The organism is Flagellimonas baculiformis, assembly GCF_033441575.1.
Lineage (GTDB): Bacteria > Bacteroidota > Bacteroidia > Flavobacteriales > Flavobacteriaceae > Flagellimonas > Flagellimonas baculiformis.
The window spans coordinates 43,348-64,554 of record NZ_JAUZVW010000011.1; the positions used below are offsets into that span (position 1 = coordinate 43,348).

Here is a 21,207-nt window from a genome sequence, read left to right on the forward strand (position 1 = left end):
TAGTATTCGGCACTAAATATTATCGCATCAAATAGTTCAAAAACCCGAAGATTTTCCGCATGGAAAGATACTGCATATCCGCTTCATTGGCATAGGCCTCACGTTCAAAACTGATGTTCTGGTAGGCCCGGTAACTGTCCATGTAGAGGACGGTCCGTATGAGCCATTCGGAAATATAGAGCAGGTAGAAGGGCACTATCAGGAGTTCCTGCTGTTGTTTCAGGTGGATGCGCTCATGGTTGATGAGCACGGCGTCGTCCTTCAGGGAATCCTCTTTTAGGATGATGAAGGGCCAAAGCGAGAGTCCCACATAATTTTTATAGAAGAAATGTCTAAAGACTACTATCACCTGAAAACGTTCAAGGGTTCCCAACAAATATAACAGCAAAAAACACAGGAAATTGGCCACAGCCGACAATACCATCAACAATTTCGGTGAATAAGCACCTTGCTTCCAAAATCTTAAAACGTTAGGGGCTTTCATCAAGATCACTTAACTTTATAAGACGAATTGATGCTGCGCATGAAAGAACGCATTCCCTTGGAAGAGGGCGATTATTACCTTTCGGAAGAGGGCTATCGGGTCTTTACCGAGCAATACCTTCTCAAACGGGGATATTGCTGCGAAAGTGGATGCCGCCATTGTCCGTATGGCTACAATGCGAAGATCAATAGGAGAAACTAAGATCGTGTTCGGCATAATATTTGTGCCGTATTCATCATAATCTCAAAGAAATAAAAAAAGTGCCATGAAAAATTTCAAACTCATTCCGCTGGTCGCATTGACCCTTGTTCTTTTGGCCTCGTGCAGTTCGGTACGGGTCGTTTCCGATTACGATCAAAAAGCTGATTTCAACACCTATAAAAGCTATGCTTTTTACAAAACGGGTATTGACAAAGCCCAAATATCGGATCTGGACAAAAAACGCATTCTTCGTGCCATTGAGGCCGAGCTAGGCTCCCGTGGTTTTGTGAAATCCGACAACCCAGATGTGCTCATCAGCATCTTCACCAAGGAGCGTGAGCGTGTGGACGTGTACAACAACAACTTTGGCTGGGGCTATGGAGGTTTCTACAATCCTTGGGTCTGGGGTCCCGGTTGGGGCTGGGGCTGGGGAGGCAACAACGTGAGCACCAGTACCGAAGGTTCCCTTTACATTGATGTGATCGACGCCAACAAAAAAGAATTGGTGTGGCAAGGACGTGGTGTAGGCACGCTGAACAACACCAAGAGCATCGAGAAAAAAGAGCAGCGCATCAAGGAATTTGTTTCACAGATCCTTCAGGAATATCCGCCCAACATGTCCGTGGCTTCCAATTAAGATATAGACCGCCCTTAGGGCGGTTTTTTATTGCACTTCATTTTCCTTGATGGGAGAAACCATTTCCTATTTCGTATCTTTAAATCATATAAATTTTAATGTGCATCATAAAGGCCAGTTATTCCAAAAACCGTCAATTCGAGTGAAATTCCAGAGGAATTTAGTATCGAGAATCGGTTTTTAGACTTGAAATTCTGGTTCTCGATATAATTTTTCTTTCGAAAAATCACTCGAACTGACAAATTTCATTCAGATTGCACAACGATAATATAAAAGTACATATGAGCTACGAATCCAATCCCATACTGGACAAACTGCCGAAACACTTAAAACAGTTCATCAAACCACAGAACTATGAGGAGTACACGGCCATAGACCAGGCCGTATGGCGCTATGTGATGCGAAAAAATGTGGACTACCTGAGCCGTGTGGCACACAGTTCCTATGTGGATGGATTGAAGAAAACAGGCATCTCCATTGACCATATCCCCAACATGTATGGCATGAACCGCATCTTGAAGGAAATTGGTTGGGCGGCGGTTGCGGTGGACGGATTCATTCCGCCATCGGCCTTTATGGAATTCCAAGCCTACAATGTGCTGGTCATCGCTTCGGACATCCGCCAATTGGAAAACATTGAATACACCCCTGCTCCCGATATCATCCACGAAGGGGCCGGACATGCGCCCATCATCGCCAATCCGGAATATGCGGAATACCTGAGACGCTTCGGGGAAATTGGCTGCAAAGCGATATCGAGTGCCAAGGACTATGAACTCTACAACGCCGTGCGGCATCTTTCCATCATCAAAGAGGCCCATGGCACACCACAGGAAGATATTGACAAGGCGGAAAAGCACATTGAACACTTGCAGGAGAACATGGGGACCCCCAGCGAAATGGCCCTTATCCGCAACCTGCATTGGTGGACGGTGGAGTATGGCCTGATCGGTACGGTGGACAACCCGAAAATTTATGGAGCAGGCCTCTTATCGTCCATTGGGGAAAGTGCTTGGTGCATGACCGACAAAGTGAAGAAATTGCCGTATTCCCTAGAGGCGGTCCATACCGAATTTGACATTACCAAACCTCAGCCACAACTGTTCGTTACCCCAGACTTTGCCTTTTTGAGCCAAGTTTTGGAGGATTTTGCCAATTCCATGGCCCTGCGTACGGGTGGCCTTTCCGGCATCCAAAAATTGATTGCCTCCAAAGCATTGGGTACGGTGGAACTGAGCACGGGCCTACAGATTTCCGGGGAGTTCCACAAGGTGATCGAGCATGAGGGCAAGCCCATCTACATCCAAACGAAGGGTGCAACGGCACTCTCCTACCGTGAAAAGGAACTGGTGGGGCACAGCACTGCCCACCATGCGTATGGTTTCGGTTCCCCCATCGGAAAACTGAAGGGGATAAACATTGCCATCGAGGACATGGGCCCACGTGACCTCAAGGCCTATAAAATCTATGAAGGCGAACAGATTGCCTTGGAATTTGAAGGAGGCATCACGGTGGAGGGCACCATCATTACCGGTACGCGCAACCTGATGGGCAAGATCATCTTGATCACTTTTGAGAACTGTACCGTGACCTACAAGGGAGAAACGCTATTCCAACCGGAATGGGGGCTGTACCACATGGCCGTGGGCCAAAAAGTGGTCTCGGCTTACAACGGACCTGCCGACCTGCACAGCTTTGACCTCATCACCCATCAGATTACCGAAAGCACTATTAAACCGAAAAAGAGTCCAAAAAGGATCCAACTGGACCAGTATTACCAGCAAATCCGTGATTTCAGGGAAGGAAAGAACACCACCATTTCCCGCAACAAAGTGTTCCAAGCCCTCAAGAACGAACACCCACAGGACTGGTTATTGCCCACGGAACTGTACGAATTGGCCAAACAGGGCAATGATCTTGGGTTTCAGCAAGAAATCTTGGAGCATTTGGAAAACATCAAACGAGACAACCCCAAAGTGGGCCATTTGATAGATGACGGCATACAACTGGTGAATGCCCATTTGGTGAGTTAAAAACCCAGTTTTTTTATGTTGGAGGCAGTTGGTTTCAATTGGGGCACCTCTGCCTTTCTGATCGGGTAATAAGCGACCTGGAATTTTTCACCATTACGTTTCAGTCCAAGCTCCACTTGGTGCTCAATACTTCCCTGCCAAATACTTCGGGAATAGACCTCATCCCCTTCCCTAAGTCCAGCCTCCCAAGCCTTACTTCCTTCCACTACCCGCTCAATTTTCTTTCGGTCCCCATCAAACTCAAATCCTAGTTCGTATATGTCGCTCATGGGCTCATAATCCAATCCCAGCCCATCAAAAAACCCTCCGAGATCGATTTTTTGGCCCTCGATGATATGTTTGCGGAAGAAACTTTCAAAGTCCCCTTCCCAATATCCGTTCATCACCCCAATAAAATAATCGTGTTCCAATTTTTGGCCCTTGGTGGTCGCATCGGTGTAAATCTGGTGCATCACATCGTCCAAACCTTGTTTTTCCTTACTGATCTGTTGGATCTTTTGGTCCAGATAAAAAGCAAAAACGGCCCCTCTCCAATAGGGTAATTTGGAATAATCCCGATTGCCCCAAAAATTATCGTAGTTGATATCGGCATTGGGGGCTTCCACCACTGGGGAAGCATAGAGATCACGTATGGTACGGTTCATCTCGTTGATATAAAAGGCCCCAGTCAAACCATTGATCTTGTTGGTTGCAATATTTTTGAAGGTATAATATTCGGTAAAACCCTCACTAAACCAATATTGCTCTTCCTCATTGTCGTTCTTGATGGTATGTCCGATCCAGTTGTGCATCAACTCATGGTTGAACAGGTACACCAATTGTTCGATATCCGTAAAATCGTTGTTGGAAATGGAGGTGGCAAAGGAGTTGGTCAAACCCGTACCTTGAAAACTGCTTCCGTTCTCTTGGGGAAAGGGCTGCAAGGTGACGGTGAAGTATTCCTGGGAATGGTCGTTCCAAAAATTCCGTTGGCAGGTCAGGGTTTGTTCCAACACTTGAAAAACATCTTCTTCTTGAAAAGGCACCCATTCACCGCGGGTGGCCAGACTGATCGTATTGCCTTGGATATTCCCCTGGGACACCCGAAAATCACCCCCCACAAAAATGGCGTTTCCAAAAAGGTCCATATCCATATCCTTCAACACTTGCACCTTTTCCTGGCTTCCAAAACTATTGTGAATGGTGTAATCCTTCGGAAAGGCCGACCAGTCCAACACAATGTTCTGATGGCCCTCTCTCTGTTGGGGCACCATGAACATATTATGGGAAAATGCATGGAAATAGGTGTTGTTGATGATGGGCCGATAAATTCTCCTCGTTGAAAGTCCGTCATCGAAATCCTGCTTGAGGAAATACTCAAACTCCAACTTTTTGATGCCCTTCGGATGCATCAGCACAATGCGACTGCTATCCACATCCTTTTTCAACGCTCCCTCCACGTTCAGCAATTGCATCTTCCCCAACGTCCCGAAAAGTCCTTCCTGTCCCCATGCTTCATTGGGAAAAGACAGAAGGGTGGTACCGTCCGGGCTTGCCGGCAAGGTCATTCTGATCTGGAGTTGCGTTGTGCTGTCAACCATGACGGGAGCTATGGCATAACTGATATCCGGTTCGGGTTTTTGGTGACAGGAAAATAAAAAAATGGCTAAAAGGGCGGTTGGCAGAACTCTTTTAAACATAGATTGTATTGATTGATCTACCTTATAGACGCACCAAAATGCCAAATGTGACAAATCAATCTAAAATTTGTTCCAATTGCCCCATATTTTCCACAGGCATATTTTCATGGACCAAGGTCCAACCCATGGTGTTCGTGAGCACCAAGATTCGGGAAAGTTCGCTCACCAAACGGTTTTCGGCATTGGAACGCAGGGAAGAAGCCTCGATTTTTTTCATCAGCGAAGCGTTCACATTTCGTTTGATGGCATTGTAATCTCCCGCATTGAAGGGGTTTAGATAGTCCGCCGTAACATCGTAGTACTCAAAATCGGGACTGATCTTGATCTCCGGCTCCGGAATCTGGGTGATCTTCAACACCCTGTTTTCCTCGTCCACCTCATATTGGATCTGGGCCATGTCGTAGGCGATGGTCACATCGGCGTTGACCACCACCAAGGCCTTTTTATGGGCCGTGATGAGCGGACCGAACAGTTCTTTGGAATCCTTGTAGTTGTACACCTCGGCAAAATGCCCTTCGGTGACGATCAACTTGGAAACGTTTTTTAGTTCTTGCTGTATGAGCATGGAATTTTCCTCCAAAATGGTCTTTTGCTCCCGGTCATCGGCGCATGATCTATAGATCAAAACCGAGGCCAGCGCAATGACCGCTCCTATAAGTACTTTCTTCATCTATTCGAATTTCATGAAAGGAAACCTCTCTTGAAGATACGTAATTTTTGCTTGGAGCGATGTCCTGAACTTTTGGTGGCTATGGGAATCCGGGTTGAAAGGCCTGTGTGCCAACCCTTTTCGGACGCTGTCCACTTCCTCCATTAGGGACACACTTTCGGGAGAGATCCAAACCGACCTGAACTTGTCCCAAATATAGTCCACGGCCAGTTCGTTGGGGTGCAGCATGTCCTTCCCATAAAAACGATAGTCGCGAAGCTCGTCCATCATGATTTCGTATGCAGGGAAATACGCCAGTTCTCTCGACTGCCTGTCCGTCCGGCAGGCGGGCGCTCGAGATGACAAAACGGAATGAACTGCTGAGATAAGATGCGCCTTGCTCCGTTGGTTTTCCACAAAACCGTCCTTGAGGTGGCGCACTGGCGAAACGGTAAAAATCAACTGGGCACCCGGGTTCATTTTTCTCACCAGTGCCAGGCAGTTTTCCAAACTGGTCTGTATTTCCTCTGGGGCCAACAATTCTTTTTGGAACTCCCGTTGAGGCACTTTATGGCAATTGGCCACTATCTTTTTTGAAACGACATTTCGGTACACCCAAGCAGTGCCCAATGTGATGATGATGTGGGAAGCGGTTTCCAGACTTCTATTGGTTTCCATCAACCTTTGGTTGAGGAGTTGTAGGAGAGTGTCCCTGTCATTGGAGCGCAATTCGGAATGGGCATCGAAACAATGCCAAATACCGTCTTGCTCAAAAATTTCATCTGCTGAATAGATTGATTCATCCACAGCACGCTGCACCAAATTTTCGATGGCCAACGGATGAAAGAAAATACCAAAAGGATTCAAGCTGTTCCGAAACTGGAAGTAACCGAACTTTGCCCCCATATTTTCTACAAAACAAGAACCCAACAACAGCACTTTGCCCTGATAATCGATGGGATTGTCAGCTGGCTGTATAGGTACTTTGGTCTGTAGATCCATTAGCTAAGATATGCCTTCGCTTTGTCAAGTGCTTCCGGGATGCCCTCTGGGTTTTTGCCCCCAGCGGTCGCAAAGAAGGGTTGCCCCCCGCCACCGCCTTGGATGTATTTGCCCAGTTCCCGGACTATGGTGCCTGCATTCAGGCCTTTGGCCGTGGCCAAATCCTTGGAAATGTAGCAGGAAAGCAACGCTTTCCCATCGTTCTCAGCGGCAAGCAAAAGGAAGAGGTTTTCCACCTGCCCCCCGATCTCAAACGAAAGGTCCTTGATGCCCGCAGCATCCAGATCTACCTTTTTGGCCAAAAACTGGATATCGCCCACTGTTTCCAATTCGGAGATCAGCTCACTTTTCAATCCTTTGGCCTTATCCTTCAGCAATTGCTCCACTTGTTTTTTGAGGGCGGTATTTTCTTCCTGCAGCCCTGCCACGGCTTTCACGGGATCTTGGGCATTGTGCAAAAGGTCCTTGATCTCGAAGAGCATACGGTTGTTCGTAAAATAGAATTCCTTCACGGCATCCGAGGTGATGGCCTCGATCCTTCGGATTCCGGCTGCCACGGCTCCTTCGGACACTATCTTGAAGTGCCAAATATCCGCCGTGTTCTTTACATGCGTCCCACCACAAAGCTCAATGGACTGCCCAAAGCGGATGGTACGGACGGTATCGCCATATTTTTCACCAAAAAGGGCCATCGCCCCTTCCTCCATGGCTTTTTGTATGGGAACGTTCCTGTTTTCCTCCAACGGCAAATGACCATCGATACGGGCATTGACAAAGTTTTCCACTTTTCGCAGTTCCTCCACGGAAAGCTTGGCAAAATGGGAAAAATCAAAACGCAGGTATTTCGAGTGTACCGCAGAGCCTTTTTGCTCCACATGCGTACCCAAAACCTCACGCAGGGCTTGGTGCAACAGGTGCGTAGCAGTATGGTTGCACGCCGTTCGCCAACGCTGCTTTTTGTCCACCACCGCCTTGAAGTTCCCCTTCAGGTCTTCAGGAAGCGATTCTGCAAAATGTACGATCTCGTTGTTCTCCCGTTTGGTGTCCACAATATAGGTGACGTCGCCATTGGGGGCCTCCAGATAGCCTTTGTCCCCGACCTGACCGCCTCCTTCTGCGTAAAATGGGGTCAGATTGAACACCAACTGGTACTGGTCCCCTTCTTTTTTACTACTGATTTTTCGATATTTCACCAGTCTTACATTGGCCTCCAGACTGTCGTACCCGATAAATTCCTGCTCGGAATCCTGTTTCAGCACGGTCCAATCGCCTTTTGACACTTCGGATGCTGCCCGGGATCGGTCCTTTTGTTCCTGCAAGGCCTTGTTGAAGCCTGCCACATCCAATTGATACCCCTTTTCCTCCAAGATCAAAGAAGTAAGGTCGATCGGAAAACCGAAGGTATCGTAAAGTTCAAAGGCTTTTTCGCCACTGATGGTTTTGTCCTCCGAAGATTTGATCACGGAGTCCAACAGCACCAATCCCTGCTCCAAAGTGCTCAGGAACGAACTCTCTTCTTCCTTGATCACATTCTCGATCAACTGGTATTGTTCCTTCAATTCGGGGAACGCCTTGCCCATTTGCTCGGCCAACACTTTGACCAACCTATAGATAAACGGCTTGTTGGTATCCAAAAAGGTGAACCCATATCGGATGGCACGGCGCAAGATCCTTCGGATGACATACCCTGCCCCGGTGTTGCTGGGCAATTGTCCATCGGCAATGGAAAAGGCAACGGCCCTCACATGATCCGCGATCACCCGAATGGCGATATCGGTCTTTTCGTCCTTTCCGTATTTTTTCCCCGTGATGATTCCTATTTCGCGAATAAGGGGCGTAAATACATCGGTATCATAATTGGATTGGACACCCTGCAGCACCATGCACAGACGCTCAAAGCCCATTCCTGTATCAATATGTTTTGCGGGAAGGCTCTCCAAGCTTCCATCTGCCTTTCTGTTGAATTGCATAAAGACCAGGTTCCAGATTTCCACCACTTGCGGATGGTCCTGGTTCACCAAGGAGGCACCCGGCACTTTCTTCTTCTCCTCCGCGGAACGGATATCCACATGGATCTCGGAACAGGGGCCGCAGGGTCCCTGATCGCCCATTTCCCAGAAATTGTCCTTCTTGTTGCCCATGATGATGCGCTCTACGGGCACAATGGCCTTCCAAAGGTCGTAGGCCTCTTGGTCCATGGCCAGTCCATCATCATCGCTGCCCTCAAAAACAGACACATATAGATTGTTCTTGTCTATTTTATAGACTTCGGTGAGCAGTTCCCAGGCCCACTGTATGGCTTCTTTTTTGAAGTAATCCCCAAAACTCCAGTTGCCCAGCATCTCGAACATGGTGTGGTGATAGGTGTCCTTGCCCACTTCTTCCAGATCGTTATGCTTGCCGCTCACCCTAAGGCATTTTTGGGTATCGGCCACCCTTGGGTGTTTGGGTTTGGAATTCCCCAAGAAAAACTCCTTGAATTGGTTCATACCCGCATTGGTGAACATGAGGGTCGGGTCGTCCTTCATCACCATGGGGGCAGAGGGCACGATTTTATGGCCCTTTTCTTTGAAAAAGTTTAAATATTGGGTTCTAACTTCTTGGGATGTCATTGAATTCCTAGGGTTTTCTTAAATTTAACACTCATAGCAAAACAATTTTTATATTTGCTTGTTTTGATAAAAAGAGCCTGTCCAACAGGTCAGCAAAAATAGGATAAAATCCATTCATGTCTAAAGTTAAGTACTATTACGACCCGGATACCCTTTCCTATCGAAAGATAGAGCCGAAAAAATCCAAGAAGTACAGAAACATCTTTCTGTTCGTCCTGGGTTCCGCGCTATTTGGTTTTTTGGGGCTCGTCATCCTACTCAACACAAAATGGGTGAACACGCCCAAGGAACTTTCCTTAGAACGTGAGGTCAGGAACTATGAGCTTCAATTTGAGATCCTGAACAAGAAGATGGAGCAAATGGAGCAGGTACTGGCCAATATCGAAGATCGCGACAACAACATTTACCGCTTATATTTTGAGGCAAATCCCATTCCCGAAGAGCAGCGAAAGGCTGGTTTCGGGGGAATCAACAGGTACAAATCCCTGGAAGGCTTCAACAATTCCGATATCATCATCAATGCGACCAAGCGTTTGGACATCATCCAAAAACAGATGGTGATCCAATCGAAATCCTTGGATGAGATTGCCAAGTTGGCCGAGGAAAAAGAGAAGCTTTTGGCCTCTATCCCTGCCATCCAACCGGTGAGCAATGAAGATTTGACACGGATGGCCTCGGGCTACGGCTGGCGGTCCGATCCCTTCACCAAGGCCCGGAAAATGCACTGGGGAATGGACTTTACGGCTCCACGTGGCTCCCCCATCTATGCGACGGGCGATGGGAAAGTGACCCGTGCCGACAACCAATCCTCGGGATATGGAAAGCACATCCGGATCGATCACGGATATGGCTACATTACCCTCTATGGACACTTGAGCAAGTACAACGTGACGGTGGGTCAAAAGGTGAAACGGGGCGATCTTATCGGTTTTGTGGGGAACACAGGTCGTTCGGAAGCACCACATTTGCACTACGAGGTCTTCAAGGACGGGGAGCGCATCAACCCCATCAACTTCTACTACGGAAGTTTGACGGCAGAAGAGTTTGAGAACATGCTCAAATATGCCAATCAAGAGAACCAATCCTTGGATTAATGCACATAGACCTTCCTGAAAAACGATACTATGGCATTGGCGAAGTGGCCAAGGCCTTTGGGGTGAACACTTCCCTGATCCGTTTTTGGGAAAAGGAGTTCGACGTGCTGCAGCCCAAGAAAAATGCCAAGGGCAACCGAAAATTCACACCGGACGACATCAAAAACCTACAACTGATCTATCACTTGGTGAAAGAACGTGGTTTTACCCTGGAAGGTGCCAAAATCCATCTGAACGAGGAAAAGGAAAAAACACTGTCCACCTTTGATGTCATCCAAAAACTGCAAAAGGTAAGGGCGGAGCTACTAAAGATCAAAGAACAACTATAACACTAAAACCTAACGAAAATGAAAAAAGGCATCATAGCCGTCATTGTACTGATCGTCCTAGCCGTGGTATTGGTGGGGTGGTACGTGAGCACGAACAATACACTGGTGAACATGAAGGGGCAGGCCACCAAGCAATGGGCCAATGTGGAAAGCTCCTATCAACGACGAAGCGACCTCATCGGCAACTTGGTGAAGACCGTTCAGGGTGCTGCCGATTTTGAGCGCGAGACCTTATCGGATGTGATCGAGGCCAGGGCCAAGGCAACCTCCACCACCATTGACGCGAACAACATCACCCCAGAACAGCTTGCGGAATTCCAACAGGCCCAGACCGGTTTGTCATCCGCTCTCTCCCGGCTTTTGGTGACCGTGGAGCGCTATCCCGACCTGAAGGCCAACCAAAACTTTTTGGAACTGCAGTCGCAGTTGGAGGGTACGGAGAACAGGATCAATGTGGAACGCAACCGTTTCAATGAACTGGCCGGGGAATACAACATCAAGATCCAACAGATCCCCACCAACATCATTGCCAGCATCGCCAACTTTGATCCCATCGCACTCTTCAGTTCCAATCCCGGATCTGAGAATGCGCCGGACGTGAACTTTGAATTCGATTAAGCATGTCGCACGTAGAGGAATTTTTGACTGCCGAGGAGGAACAGGAAATCATTGACGCCATTGTCAAGGCAGAAAAAAACACTTCCGGGGAAATCCGTGTCCATATCGAGGCCACAGCAAAAATGGACCACTTTAGCAGGGCACAACAGGTATTCCATTTTCTGAAGATGGACAACACCAAGGAAGACAACGGAGTCCTAATCTACGTTGCCGTGGATGACCATAAATTTGTGATCTATGGCGGCAGTGGCATTGACCGCGCTGTGCCCAAAGGATTTTGGGACACCACCAAAGATGTCATTGCCTCCCATTTTAAGAAAGGGGACTTCAAGCAAGGGATTGTCGACGGCATTTTGATGGCCGGCAAAGAACTGGAGACCCATTTTCCATGGAACCATAACGACACCAACGAACTGAGCGATGCCATATCCAAAGGGTAACCTCATACTGGCTTTGTTGTGCGTCTCCTTGGCTTGGGGACAATTCACCATACCCAAAAAACCACAAGAGCAGACCAGTGTCTATGACTACGTGAACCTTCTGTCCAATGCCCAGAACAGGGCCCTGGAGCAAAAACTCATCCACTATTCCGACAGCACCTCTACCCAGATCGTTGTGGCCATCATCGCCACCACCGAGGGGGAGGACATTACCTATTTGGGTGCCCAATGGGGACACCAATGGGGCATTGGCCAAGCGGACAAGGACAATGGCATATTGATTCTTTTGGCCCGGGACGATAGAAGGATCGCCATCAACACTGGATACGGCGTAGAGGGTGCACTCACCGACCTCATGTCCAAACGCATCATCGAGTCCGTCATCATTCCCGAATTTAAAAAGGGGGACTATTATAGCGGTCTTGACAAGGGTTCTGATGCCATCTTCAAAGTGCTTACGGGCGAGTTTACGGAGGACAGGACCTTTGGCAACCGACGCTTCCCTTTTGAAGCTCTTTTTCCTTTCATCATCTTCATCGTGATCATGATCATTCTATGGAGCCGAAAGAACAAGGGCGGCGGTGGAAACGGCGGACGCAGGGGCAGTGGCCTCGACATCTGGGACATGATCATCCTGAGCAATATGGGCCGTAGCTCCGGTTCCTCGGGCGGATTTGGAAGCGGCGGCGGTTTTAGCGGCGGTGGATTCAGTGGAGGCTTCGGCGGCGGAGGATTTGGCGGAGGCGGTGCCTCAGGTGGTTGGTAAATCCCTCTTACGCCAAAACTCCAAGCAACCTTTTTCTTATATCTTTTCCATTAAAATCAAAGCCTCATAAAGCGACGGCCTCCCCTACCTTGTTCGGGAGCGCCACCACCTCCAAAAGAATCAAACTTGATGGTGAGACTGCCCATGAAATAGCGTTTGAGCACCGTTCCTTGGAAATCTTGGACAAAATCCTGTCCTGTGGTCCTTCGGGTGTTGATGTTCTGGTTGAGCAAATCATAGGCCAATACTTTGAGCGTTGCCTTCTTTTTGAACATCTGAAGCCCTAGGCTCATGTTCCAAAAAATGGCATCCTTATCGAACCCTGCTCCCAAATTGCCATTGTAGCTATAGGTAATGTCATTGCCCCAGACCAAGTTTTGGGGCCAATAGGTGGTCAATCTAAATGTCATGTTGTGGGTGGTGAAGTCGATATCGTCCACATTGTCCAGATTGTACCTCGTGGAATTGATGCCAAGGGTATATTCGGGTTCCACTTCGATCATTTCCTTATAATTGAACATAAGGCCCACCCTTGGGTTGAGGCTCACGTTCATGGCTTCCAGCTTACTGCCATTCGTGAATCCAACTTGTCGATTGATATTGGTATAGGGATTCACCGTGAACTTCAATGTGTACAGACTGTCCCTTTTGATTTGTTTGGAAAAATTTACCCCGGCCCACATGCTGTAATTGCCCCCCACATTCTCATAAGTGGTCGTCCGGATAAAGTCCTCATCGGTGGTGGTTATGGAAACGACTTTGTCCTTCTCAAAGTTCATCCCCGAATAGACAAAGAGTCCAGTTCTATCTTTCCAATTGTAGTCATTGTAATTGAGGTAAAGGCTATGGGTGATCTCCGGACCCAGGTTGGGGTTACCCACAATTATGTTCAAAGGGTTGCTCACATTGGGCACCGGCTGTAATTGGTTCACCGAAGGCACATTCAGCCTTGTATTGTAGTTGATACTCGCCCTTTTGCTGGCCCCAATATTATAATTGAAATGGGAACCGAAAAGCAGGTTGTTATAATTCTTGGAAAAGGATGTAGCTTGTATGAAATCCTCATTGTCAAGCGCTATCTGCTCCATTCTGGCCCTGACATTGAACCTAAATTTCTTTCCGTTGGACCCTATCCCAATTTCGGGAACATGCTTCCTCGCGTTGAAATCGAAGTCTGAGCTGAGGGTCGAGTTGTAAATGTATTCTCCGGTACCTTCATCAAAATCGGAAACGGAACGCTCGTTCTGCTGCTCATTGTTGTTGTAACTGTAGCGAAAATCCAAATAGAGGTCCTTGTTCAGCGGTTGACGGAAAGAGGCCCCAAGTTCGTAGGAATCGTTGGCATTGTCGATCGTGGTCCTTTGGTCCAAGATCTGCTGACTGGGATCGTCCCCATAAATGTTCCGTTCAGAGTTCAAGAAAGACTCCGAGTCGTTCACCCGGTTGTTGTTTTCAAAATACACCCGGACATATTTTCCCAACGTATCCAGTTTCTTCATCACCTCCAACCTGTTGCTGAAATTGCGCTGGAACCCATCCGAAGTCTCCAAGGACATATTGTCGTTGATGACATTTCCTTCCTCATCCGTGGAAACGGTATTCTCCGCGTTGGTCGAATTGGTGTTGTTCACACTGAAACTGGGCTGTATGGTCACCCTCGTGGTCTTGTCCACATCAAATTCCAGATTGGCCGCTGCCTGGTTGGAAATGGTGGTGCCCACAAAATTGGATTCGGTATCGGTAAAGAAACTTCCGTCCGGCAAAATGTTTTCCCTAGCCGTCTTTTCATCGTTATAGGAATCACTGAAGGCATAGAAATAATTGCCATCCATCCGGTATTTGTCCTTCTTTTGGTCCGCATAACTGGTCCCGATGGTGGACGAGGTAGTGATTCCCTCCCCAAAGCCAAAGGACATATTTCCTATGGAAAAACCGCCATTGCGGTTGAACCCTATGCCCCCGCCCCTCGAATTTCCGACCATTTCATAGATCTCATCAAAGGAAAAACCGGGATTATTAATGTTGTTGCTGCTCCCCAAAACGCTTATCCGTTGGGTGTCGTTGAAATAGTTGACCAGTCCATTGGCCTGATAGCGGTCGTCCGTACCATATCCGCCGGAAAGCCGTCCCATATACCCCTTTTTCTTGTCTTCCTTGAGCAAGAGGTTGATAGTCTTGTTCTCCCCATCTCCTTCCTCTCCAATGAACTCCTGTTCCTTCGTCTTGCTATTGGAAATTTGGATCTTGCTGATCACATCTTTGGAAAGACTTTTGGTGGCCACTTTGGGATCGGTACTGAAAAACACCTGCCCGTTCACCAAAACTTTGTTCACCTCTTTTCCATTCACCGTAATCGTACCGTCGCTGGCCACCTCAACGCCGGGGAGCTTTTTCAGCACATCCTCGACAGTGGCATCGGGTCGGGTCTTGAAGGAATCGGCATTGAACTCCAGCGTATCCTGCCGTATGGTGATGGGCACGCGCTCCCCCACAACGTCCACCCCTTGCAGTTCTTGGGCCTGCTCTTCCAAGGCAATGTTCTCCAATTCCAAACTTGGTTTGAGGTCCACTTCCATTGAACGGGACTTATAGCCATTATAGGAAATGCCCAATCTGGCCTTCTTGTAGGACGTTCGCCCCTCCAGTGTAAAATTTCCATCCGCATTGGTGATGGTATAGCTGATCAGGACACTGTCCTTGACAGTTTCCGCATAAATGGTTGCTGCTTCAAGGGGGTTACCACTTGTGGCATCAACAATTTTTCCCTTGATCAGGAAGTCCTGACCGTAAGTTGACGTAAAAGAAAAAAAGAGGGAAACAAAAGCGAGATAGGTAAAGATTCTTCTCAATGGCTTGTTTGTTTTTTTGGTTCATATCGGTTTGGACTCCAAAATATCAGTTTGGTAAATTAGGTCGGGGCGATTTAACTAAACTTTGAGATAAGTTTGTGGATAAATGCCTCAAATCTTAATTTTTTCACAACAAAAACCCTTGGTTTCTGCCACACATCAGTCCAAAACGGCCATCCGTAAACTTAACCCGGCACCTTGTCCAATTTTAGCTATCTTGGTGGGGCAAAATCAAGTGTAATCAATTCCAAGCTTTACCATGTCCCAATATGTTAGAATCATCTCCGTTTTCTTGCTGATTTTGGTCGTCTCCTGTAAAAAAAAAGGAGATTCCAGTGAAACCGACAACCTCTTCAAATTCAAGGACTACATCAGTTACCACACCCAAGGCAACCAAAGTATTTCCTCCCCTATCCAGATTGCCCTTGCACAACAGTTGGAGCAGTTTGAACTGACCCAGGAACTTCCAAAGGAATATCTAAAGATCTCCCCGAACGTCGAGGGTAAACTGGTCATCGAAAATGGCAGGGAAATCACCTTCCAACCCTCCGAATACCTGAAGCCCAATACGGAGTATGTGGTGACACTGGCCCTGAACAAACTTTTTGAGGATATTGAAAGTGAGTTCAAAAAATACACCTTTAGCTTTAAGACCATTGCTCCAAACTTCAAGATCAACTTGGGCAACCTACAATCGTACAGCAAGGACTGGCAATATCTGACGGGAACCTTGGATGCATCCGATATTTTGCAAGGGGACAAAGTGGGCAGCATTCTTTCCGTGAAGCAGGGCGACAAACCAATTGCCGTAAAATGGGACAATGCCTCTGAAAATGCACAATATTTCAGTTTCAAGATCGACAGTATCTCCAGAAAAACGGAAGATAGCGAACTGACCATCAGTTGGACAGGCAAGGAACTGGGCATCGAAAACGAAGGGTCGGAAAATTATACCATTCCCGGGCTGAACAAATTTGTGGTAGTCGATGCCAGGACCTCATCGTCCCCCAATGCGGTATTGACCCTGAATTTCTCCGAACCTCTCAAACAAAACCAAAACCTGAACGGTCTGGTGACCATCGAAAATGCCGAGAGCCTTCGCTACGAAATTGATGGCAATGTCCTGCGGGTCTATCCTTCCAACCGTATTTTGGGCGAGGTGCGTGTGAACGCCTTTGAGGGCATTAAAAGTGAATATGGGTTTGCCCTCAAGAACACCTTTTCCGAACTGGTCTCCTTTGAACAATTGAAACCGGCCGTGCGTCTAATTTCCAAAGGAACCATTTTGCCCAATGCCGCGTCCACGCCCATCTATTTTGAGACCGTGAACCTATCCGCAGTTGAAGTGCGCGTCATCCAGGTCTTTGAGAACAACATGCTCCAATACCTCCAAAACTACAATCTTACCCAAGACTACGATCCGGATATGAGACCTGTGGGACGAAGGGTGGCCTACAAAGTGATTTCCTTGACCGAAAACAACAACGAAAATTCCAGCTATTGGAAGGCCCATGCCTTGGACCTATCCAATTTGATCAAAGTGCACCCAGGATCTCTATACCGTGTCGAGTTCAGTTTCAAAAAGGAACATACCACCTATGCCTGTGATGAACCCGAGACCACTGAGGAAACCGATACCGACTATGCCTCCCAAGATATGGACGATGAGTCCTTGGAAGAGCGCTATTGGGACAATGAAGTCTATTACTGGAGAAACTACGATTACAATTGGGAGGAACGTGACAATCCATGCCACAGGGCCTACTACAATTATGAGCGGATTGCGGCCACCAACCTTTTGGGGAGTGACCTAGGTCTCATCGTGAAAAAAGGAAAAAACCAATCCTACCATTTTGCGGCCACCAACCTATTGACCACCAAACCGGAGGCCAATACCAAGATCAAACTGTATAATTTCCAGCAGCAATTGATGGGCGAAGTCACCACGGACGAATCTGGGCTCACTATTTATGACGGGGAAAAGAATGTTTCCTTCGCCGTAGCCGAAAAGAACAACAATTTTGCCTATGCCAAACTGGCCGACGGTAATGCCCTATCCCTGAGCACATTCGATGTTTCCGGGGAAGAATTGCAACGCGGCCTGCAAGGGTTTGTCTATACTGAAAGAGGTGTCCACCGTCCTGGCGACGTGATCCACCTCACCTTTGCATTGGATGACAAGGCCAATCCACTGCCCAAAGGGCACCCAGTCACCTTAGAGGTAAGCGATGCCCGTGGCAAACTGGTTCAACGCAATGTATTGACCGAGGGAACCATCCCTGTTTCCGAAGGGTTGTTCGCCAAAAAAGAGCAAAACTTCTACTACTTCCCCATCCCTACCCAAGCCGATGCACCAACCGGCAACTGGTTTGCAAAGATCATTGTGGGCGGTGCCCAGTTCAACAAAACATTGAAAGTGGCCACTGTGAAGCCCAACCGCTTGAAAGTGAATTTTTCCTTTGACAATGAGGTACTGAAGGCCAACACCAACAACAGTGGTAAGGCCATCGTGCAATGGTTGCACGGAGCTCCCGCCCGTAACCTGAAAATCGACATCAACGCCACTTTGAACCAAGCATACAATCCGTTCCCGAAATTCAAGGACTATGTCTTCCAAGACCCTGCACGCAATTTTAATGAAACCGAGCTCCAATGGGTCTCTTCCAAACTGGATGCGAACGGGGAATTGGCCATCAACGAAAAAATCAATGTGAACGGCAATGCGCCCGGCATGTTGCAGGCCACTTTCACCACCAAGGTATTTGAAGGCGGGGGGGATTTTTCCATCGATGTCTTCAGTAAAAATGTGGCCCCTTACTCCCATTTTGTGGGATTGCGTTCACCGGAAGCCAAACAATACGGTTCATTCCTCACGGATGAGAACAACACCTTTGGTGTGATTTCCGTGGACGACCAAGGCAGACCATCCGGAAACCGGAAACTAAAGGTCCAAGTGTTCAAAATTGAATGGCGCTGGTGGTGGAACCGGGGGTACGACAATCTTTCCCGATATGAGAATGCCACCGTACACAGTCCGTTCAAGGAAATGACGGTGACCACCGGAGCGGATGGCAAGGGCAGCTTCAACCTAAATGTTCCCGATGATGATGGCGGGCGATTCCTTATTCGGGTGATCGATGAGGCGGGGCATGCCACAGGACGCACAGCCTATTTCTACCGCAATTGGTGGAGAAGACCTTCAGGCGATTCCGAAAGCTCCAAGATCTTGGTGTTCTCCGCGGATAAAGAAAATTACAAACTGGGTGAGCAGGCCACTATCACCTTCCCTTCGGACAGGGGCGGAAGAGCCTTGATCAGTATCGAAAATGGCACTGAAGTATTGTCACAACAATGGGTGGAGACCTCCGCTAAGGAAACCAAGGCCACCATTCCCATTATTGCAGAGATGGCACCGAATGCCTACATCAACATCTCGTTGTTGCAACCGCATGGACAAGTGGCGAACGACATGCCCATCCGCTTGTATGGCGTCGTGCCCTTGTTGGTGGAGAATCCGGCCACCTTGCTGGAGCCACAAATTTCGATGCCCGAAGTACTGGAACCCGAGACATCGTACAAAGTCACCGTTTCAGAAGCCAACAAAAAGCCCATGACCTATTCTTTGGCCGTTGTGGATGATGGTCTTTTGGATTTGACCCGTTTTAAAACCCCAGACATCCATGCTTCCTTTTATGCCCGACAGGCTTTGGGCGTAAAGACCTTCGATATTTTTGATGATGTGATGGGTGCCTATTCCGTGAGTGTGGACAACATCTACGCCATCGGTGGAGGTGACATTGGAGCGGGGGCCAAAAACCGAAAGGCACAACGCTTCAAGCCGGTGGTCACCTATTTGGGCCCATTCACCTTGAAGGCAGGCGAAAAGGCATCGCATACCATCGATATGCCCAACTATGTGGGCTCGGTGCGCACCATGGTCGTGGCTGGAAACAAAAACAGCGCTTACGGCAATGCCGAGAAAACCACACCCGTTCGTAAACCTCTGATGGTACTGACCTCCATCCCAAGGAAATTGTCCCCCGGAGAAACCGTGACCATTCCGGTGACCGTCTTCGCCATGGAAGCCAAAGTGAAAAACGTAAAGGTCTCCATCGAGGCAGGCAAGGCTTTGGAACCCATCGGGGAAACCACCAAGAACATCACGTTCAATGCCGTTGGGGAACAGATCGTGAACTTTGATTTCAAAGTAAAACCCGCTTCCGCCTTCCAGACCATTACCGTTTCGGCCAGTGGCGCCGGGGAAAGTGCGAGCAGCAAAACGGAGATCGATGTGGAAAATCCCAATCCCATCACCACCAAAAGCGAACTCTACACCATCGATGCCAATGGCAGTATGACGATTCCTTTTGAAACCTTTGGCACCTCGGGCACCAATGAGGCCTTTATCGAATTCTCGACCTTGCCCCCCATGGACTTCAGCAAGCGGATGGACTACCTGTTGCGATACCCCCACGGTTGTGTGGAACAGACCACTTCGGCAGCTTTCCCACAATTGTTCTTGGCGGATGTGCTCGACATCACTTTTGAACGAAAAAAGGACATCGAGAAAAATGTAAAGGCGGCCATCAAAAAACTGGGTGATTTCCAAACCCCCGAAGGTGGTCTCAGCTATTGGCCCGGTTATGGAAATGCCGATGATTGGGGCACTTCGTATGCAGGACATTTTATGCTGGAAGCCAAACAACAGGGCTATCAACTGCCCTTGACCTTCTTGTCCAACTGGTTGAAGTACCAGAAAATGACCGCCCGTCAATGGAGCAATCAAAGTTCGGGTTACAATGATGATATTTCTCAAGCGTATCGCCTCTATACCTTGGCCTTGGCACAGCAGCCCGAGTTGGCCGCCATGAACCGTCTTCGTGAAACCAAGAATTTGAGCAATGAGGCCAAATGGCGTTTGGCAGCTGCCTATGCCTTGGCCGGAAAGAAAGAAGTGGCCCAGGAGATTGCGCAAAAGGCCAACATCAACTTTACGCCCAACAATTACAACTATAGAACCTATGGTTCCGTTTTCCGAAACAGGGCCATGGCGTTGGAAACCATGGTGATTTTGGGGGATTCCCAGCAGCGGGAACTTTCCGTTTCCTTGGCCAAAAACCTATCTTCCCAAAGTTGGTACAGCACCCAAGAAACTGCATTTGCCTTATTGTCCCTTTCCAAAATGGTGATGAAAAATGGCGGTAAATCCATCGACATTGCCTATACTAACAACGGAAAAGAGGTGGTGGTCAAAACCGATAGGGCCATTGCGCAACGGGGACTTGTCATCACTTCCTTCAAAAATGAAATACAAGTGAGCAACAAACAGGGCAATACCATTTATGCCACTTTGACCCAGACCGGGAAATTGCCCGTGGGAGAAGAGCTGGCTCAACAGCAGAACCTCAGCCTCAATGTGGCCTACAAAGATGCCCTGGGCAATGCGATGGATGTTTCCGAGCTACGACAAGGAACAGAATTCCAAGCGGTGGTCACGGTCTTCAATAATTCCAACGACTATGTCGAGAATGTGGCATTGACCCATATTGTGCCCAGTGGATGGGAAATTGTGGATACTTCCTATGCGGGCGGTGCCGATGCCAATGCTGCCAAAGCAGATTATGTGGATACCCGTGACGACCGTACCCATCTGTATTTTGATTTGGGGGCAAAAAAATCGACCACCTTTACCATCAAACTGAATGCTTCTTTCCTAGGTGGGTATTATTTGCCCGGAGCCCAAGTGGAGGCCATGTACGATAACAACTACCAAGCGAGGAACAAAGGCAATTGGATCAAAGTGGTACAGTGATG

15 protein-coding genes are annotated in these 21,207 nt (G+C 48.2%); 9 read left to right on the forward strand and 6 right to left on the reverse strand.

The features are described 5' to 3' along the window. Positions 1 to 19: 19 nt before the first annotated feature. Complete coding sequence (locus tag SD450_RS14915; protein WP_318345259.1) at positions 20 to 349, reverse strand: hypothetical protein; 330 nt, start codon at positions 347 to 349, stop codon at positions 20 to 22. Between the two features lie 174 nt (positions 350 to 523). Here SD450_RS14915 and SD450_RS14920 point away from each other — a divergent pair, with 174 nt between their 5' ends. From SD450_RS14920 to SD450_RS14930, 3 genes are all read left to right on the forward strand, one after another. After that, on the forward strand, positions 524 to 685 hold the full coding sequence (locus SD450_RS14920; RefSeq protein ID WP_318345260.1) for a DUF5522 domain-containing protein: 162 nt from the start codon (positions 524 to 526) through the stop codon (positions 683 to 685). Between the two features lie 64 nt (positions 686 to 749). Beyond that, on the forward strand, positions 750 to 1,322 hold the full coding sequence (locus SD450_RS14925; protein WP_318345261.1) for a DUF4136 domain-containing protein: 573 nt from the start codon (positions 750 to 752) through the stop codon (positions 1,320 to 1,322). 281 nt (positions 1,323 to 1,603) lie between these two features. Beyond that, positions 1,604 to 3,355, forward strand: a complete 1,752-nt coding sequence (locus SD450_RS14930; RefSeq protein ID WP_318345262.1) for an aromatic amino acid hydroxylase — start codon at positions 1,604 to 1,606, stop codon at positions 3,353 to 3,355. Here SD450_RS14930 and SD450_RS14935 read toward each other — a convergent pair. Genes SD450_RS14935 through alaS form a run of 4 tightly spaced genes read right to left on the reverse strand, consistent with a single transcriptional unit; the run spans position 3,352 to position 9,297 of the window. Beyond that, positions 3,352 to 5,034: a M1 family aminopeptidase gene (locus tag SD450_RS14935; RefSeq protein WP_318345263.1), complete on the reverse strand. Its 1,683-nt coding sequence runs from the start codon at positions 5,032 to 5,034 to the stop codon at positions 3,352 to 3,354. The genes SD450_RS14930 and SD450_RS14935 overlap by 4 nt on opposite strands. 55 nt (positions 5,035 to 5,089) lie before the next feature. After that, positions 5,090 to 5,704, reverse strand: coding sequence for a DUF4230 domain-containing protein (locus SD450_RS14940; RefSeq protein WP_318345264.1), 615 nt, complete (start codon positions 5,702 to 5,704; stop codon positions 5,090 to 5,092). After that, positions 5,705 to 6,685 (reverse strand): GSCFA domain-containing protein, encoded by a 981-nt coding sequence (locus SD450_RS14945; protein ID WP_318345265.1) that lies wholly within the window; start codon positions 6,683 to 6,685, stop codon positions 5,705 to 5,707. Beyond that, on the reverse strand, positions 6,685 to 9,297 hold the full coding sequence (alaS, locus tag SD450_RS14950) for an alanine--tRNA ligase (RefSeq protein WP_318345266.1): 2,613 nt from the start codon (positions 9,295 to 9,297) through the stop codon (positions 6,685 to 6,687). Before alaS ends, SD450_RS14945 begins: the two co-directional genes overlap by 1 nt. Positions 9,298 to 9,413: 116 nt before the next feature. Here alaS and SD450_RS14955 point away from each other — a divergent pair, with 116 nt between their 5' ends. The 5 genes from SD450_RS14955 to SD450_RS14975 are packed head-to-tail and all read left to right on the forward strand — an operon-like array spanning position 9,414 to position 12,544. After that, positions 9,414 to 10,391 carry a M23 family metallopeptidase gene (locus SD450_RS14955; RefSeq protein ID WP_318345267.1) on the forward strand — a complete coding sequence of 326 codons (978 nt, stop codon included), beginning with the start codon at positions 9,414 to 9,416 and terminating at the stop codon, positions 10,389 to 10,391. Further along, on the forward strand, positions 10,391 to 10,720 hold the full coding sequence (locus tag SD450_RS14960; protein WP_318345268.1) for a MerR family transcriptional regulator: 330 nt from the start codon (positions 10,391 to 10,393) through the stop codon (positions 10,718 to 10,720). Before SD450_RS14955 ends, SD450_RS14960 begins: the two co-directional genes overlap by 1 nt. A gap of 18 nt (positions 10,721 to 10,738) precedes the next feature. Beyond that, positions 10,739 to 11,338 (forward strand): LemA family protein, encoded by a 600-nt coding sequence (locus SD450_RS14965; RefSeq protein ID WP_318345269.1) that lies wholly within the window; start codon positions 10,739 to 10,741, stop codon positions 11,336 to 11,338. Between the two features lie 2 nt (positions 11,339 to 11,340). Beyond that, positions 11,341 to 11,778: a TPM domain-containing protein gene (locus tag SD450_RS14970; RefSeq protein ID WP_318345270.1), complete on the forward strand. Its 438-nt coding sequence runs from the start codon at positions 11,341 to 11,343 to the stop codon at positions 11,776 to 11,778. After that, the gene (locus tag SD450_RS14975; protein ID WP_318345271.1) at positions 11,759 to 12,544 is read left to right on the forward strand and encodes a TPM domain-containing protein; all 786 of its coding nucleotides are present in this window, start codon (positions 11,759 to 11,761) and stop codon (positions 12,542 to 12,544) included. Before SD450_RS14970 ends, SD450_RS14975 begins: the two co-directional genes overlap by 20 nt. A 56-nt stretch (positions 12,545 to 12,600) precedes the next feature. Here the strand turns inward: SD450_RS14975 and SD450_RS14980 are convergent, their stop codons facing one another. Beyond that, complete coding sequence (locus SD450_RS14980) at positions 12,601 to 15,393, reverse strand: outer membrane beta-barrel protein (RefSeq protein ID WP_318345272.1); 2,793 nt, start codon at positions 15,391 to 15,393, stop codon at positions 12,601 to 12,603. 259 nt (positions 15,394 to 15,652) lie between these two features. Between SD450_RS14980 and SD450_RS14985 the strand changes: the two genes are divergently transcribed. Beyond that, positions 15,653 to 21,205 (forward strand): alpha-2-macroglobulin family protein, encoded by a 5,553-nt coding sequence (locus SD450_RS14985; RefSeq protein WP_318345273.1) that lies wholly within the window; start codon positions 15,653 to 15,655, stop codon positions 21,203 to 21,205. Positions 21,206 to 21,207 lie beyond the last annotated feature (2 nt).

Coding starts and splice junctions, on each gene's coding strand:
- SD450_RS14930 (WP_318345262.1), top strand. CDS start 1,604: ATGAGCTACGAATCCAATCCCATACTGGACAAACTGCCGAAACACTTA.
- SD450_RS14945 (WP_318345265.1), bottom strand. CDS start 6,685: ATGGATCTACAGACCAAAGTACCTATACAGCCAGCTGACAATCCCATC.
- SD450_RS14960 (WP_318345268.1), top strand. CDS start 10,391: ATGCACATAGACCTTCCTGAAAAACGATACTATGGCATTGGCGAAGTG.
- SD450_RS14955 (WP_318345267.1), top strand. CDS start 9,414: ATGTCTAAAGTTAAGTACTATTACGACCCGGATACCCTTTCCTATCGA.
- SD450_RS14985 (WP_318345273.1), top strand. CDS start 15,653: ATGTCCCAATATGTTAGAATCATCTCCGTTTTCTTGCTGATTTTGGTC.
- alaS (WP_318345266.1), bottom strand. CDS start 9,297: ATGACATCCCAAGAAGTTAGAACCCAATATTTAAACTTTTTCAAAGAA.
- SD450_RS14925 (WP_318345261.1), top strand. CDS start 750: ATGAAAAATTTCAAACTCATTCCGCTGGTCGCATTGACCCTTGTTCTT.
- SD450_RS14975 (WP_318345271.1), top strand. CDS start 11,759: ATGCCATATCCAAAGGGTAACCTCATACTGGCTTTGTTGTGCGTCTCC.
- SD450_RS14965 (WP_318345269.1), top strand. CDS start 10,739: ATGAAAAAAGGCATCATAGCCGTCATTGTACTGATCGTCCTAGCCGTG.
- SD450_RS14940 (WP_318345264.1), bottom strand. CDS start 5,704: ATGAAGAAAGTACTTATAGGAGCGGTCATTGCGCTGGCCTCGGTTTTG.
- SD450_RS14935 (WP_318345263.1), bottom strand. CDS start 5,034: ATGTTTAAAAGAGTTCTGCCAACCGCCCTTTTAGCCATTTTTTTATTT.
- SD450_RS14920 (WP_318345260.1), top strand. CDS start 524: ATGAAAGAACGCATTCCCTTGGAAGAGGGCGATTATTACCTTTCGGAA.
- SD450_RS14970 (WP_318345270.1), top strand. CDS start 11,341: ATGTCGCACGTAGAGGAATTTTTGACTGCCGAGGAGGAACAGGAAATC.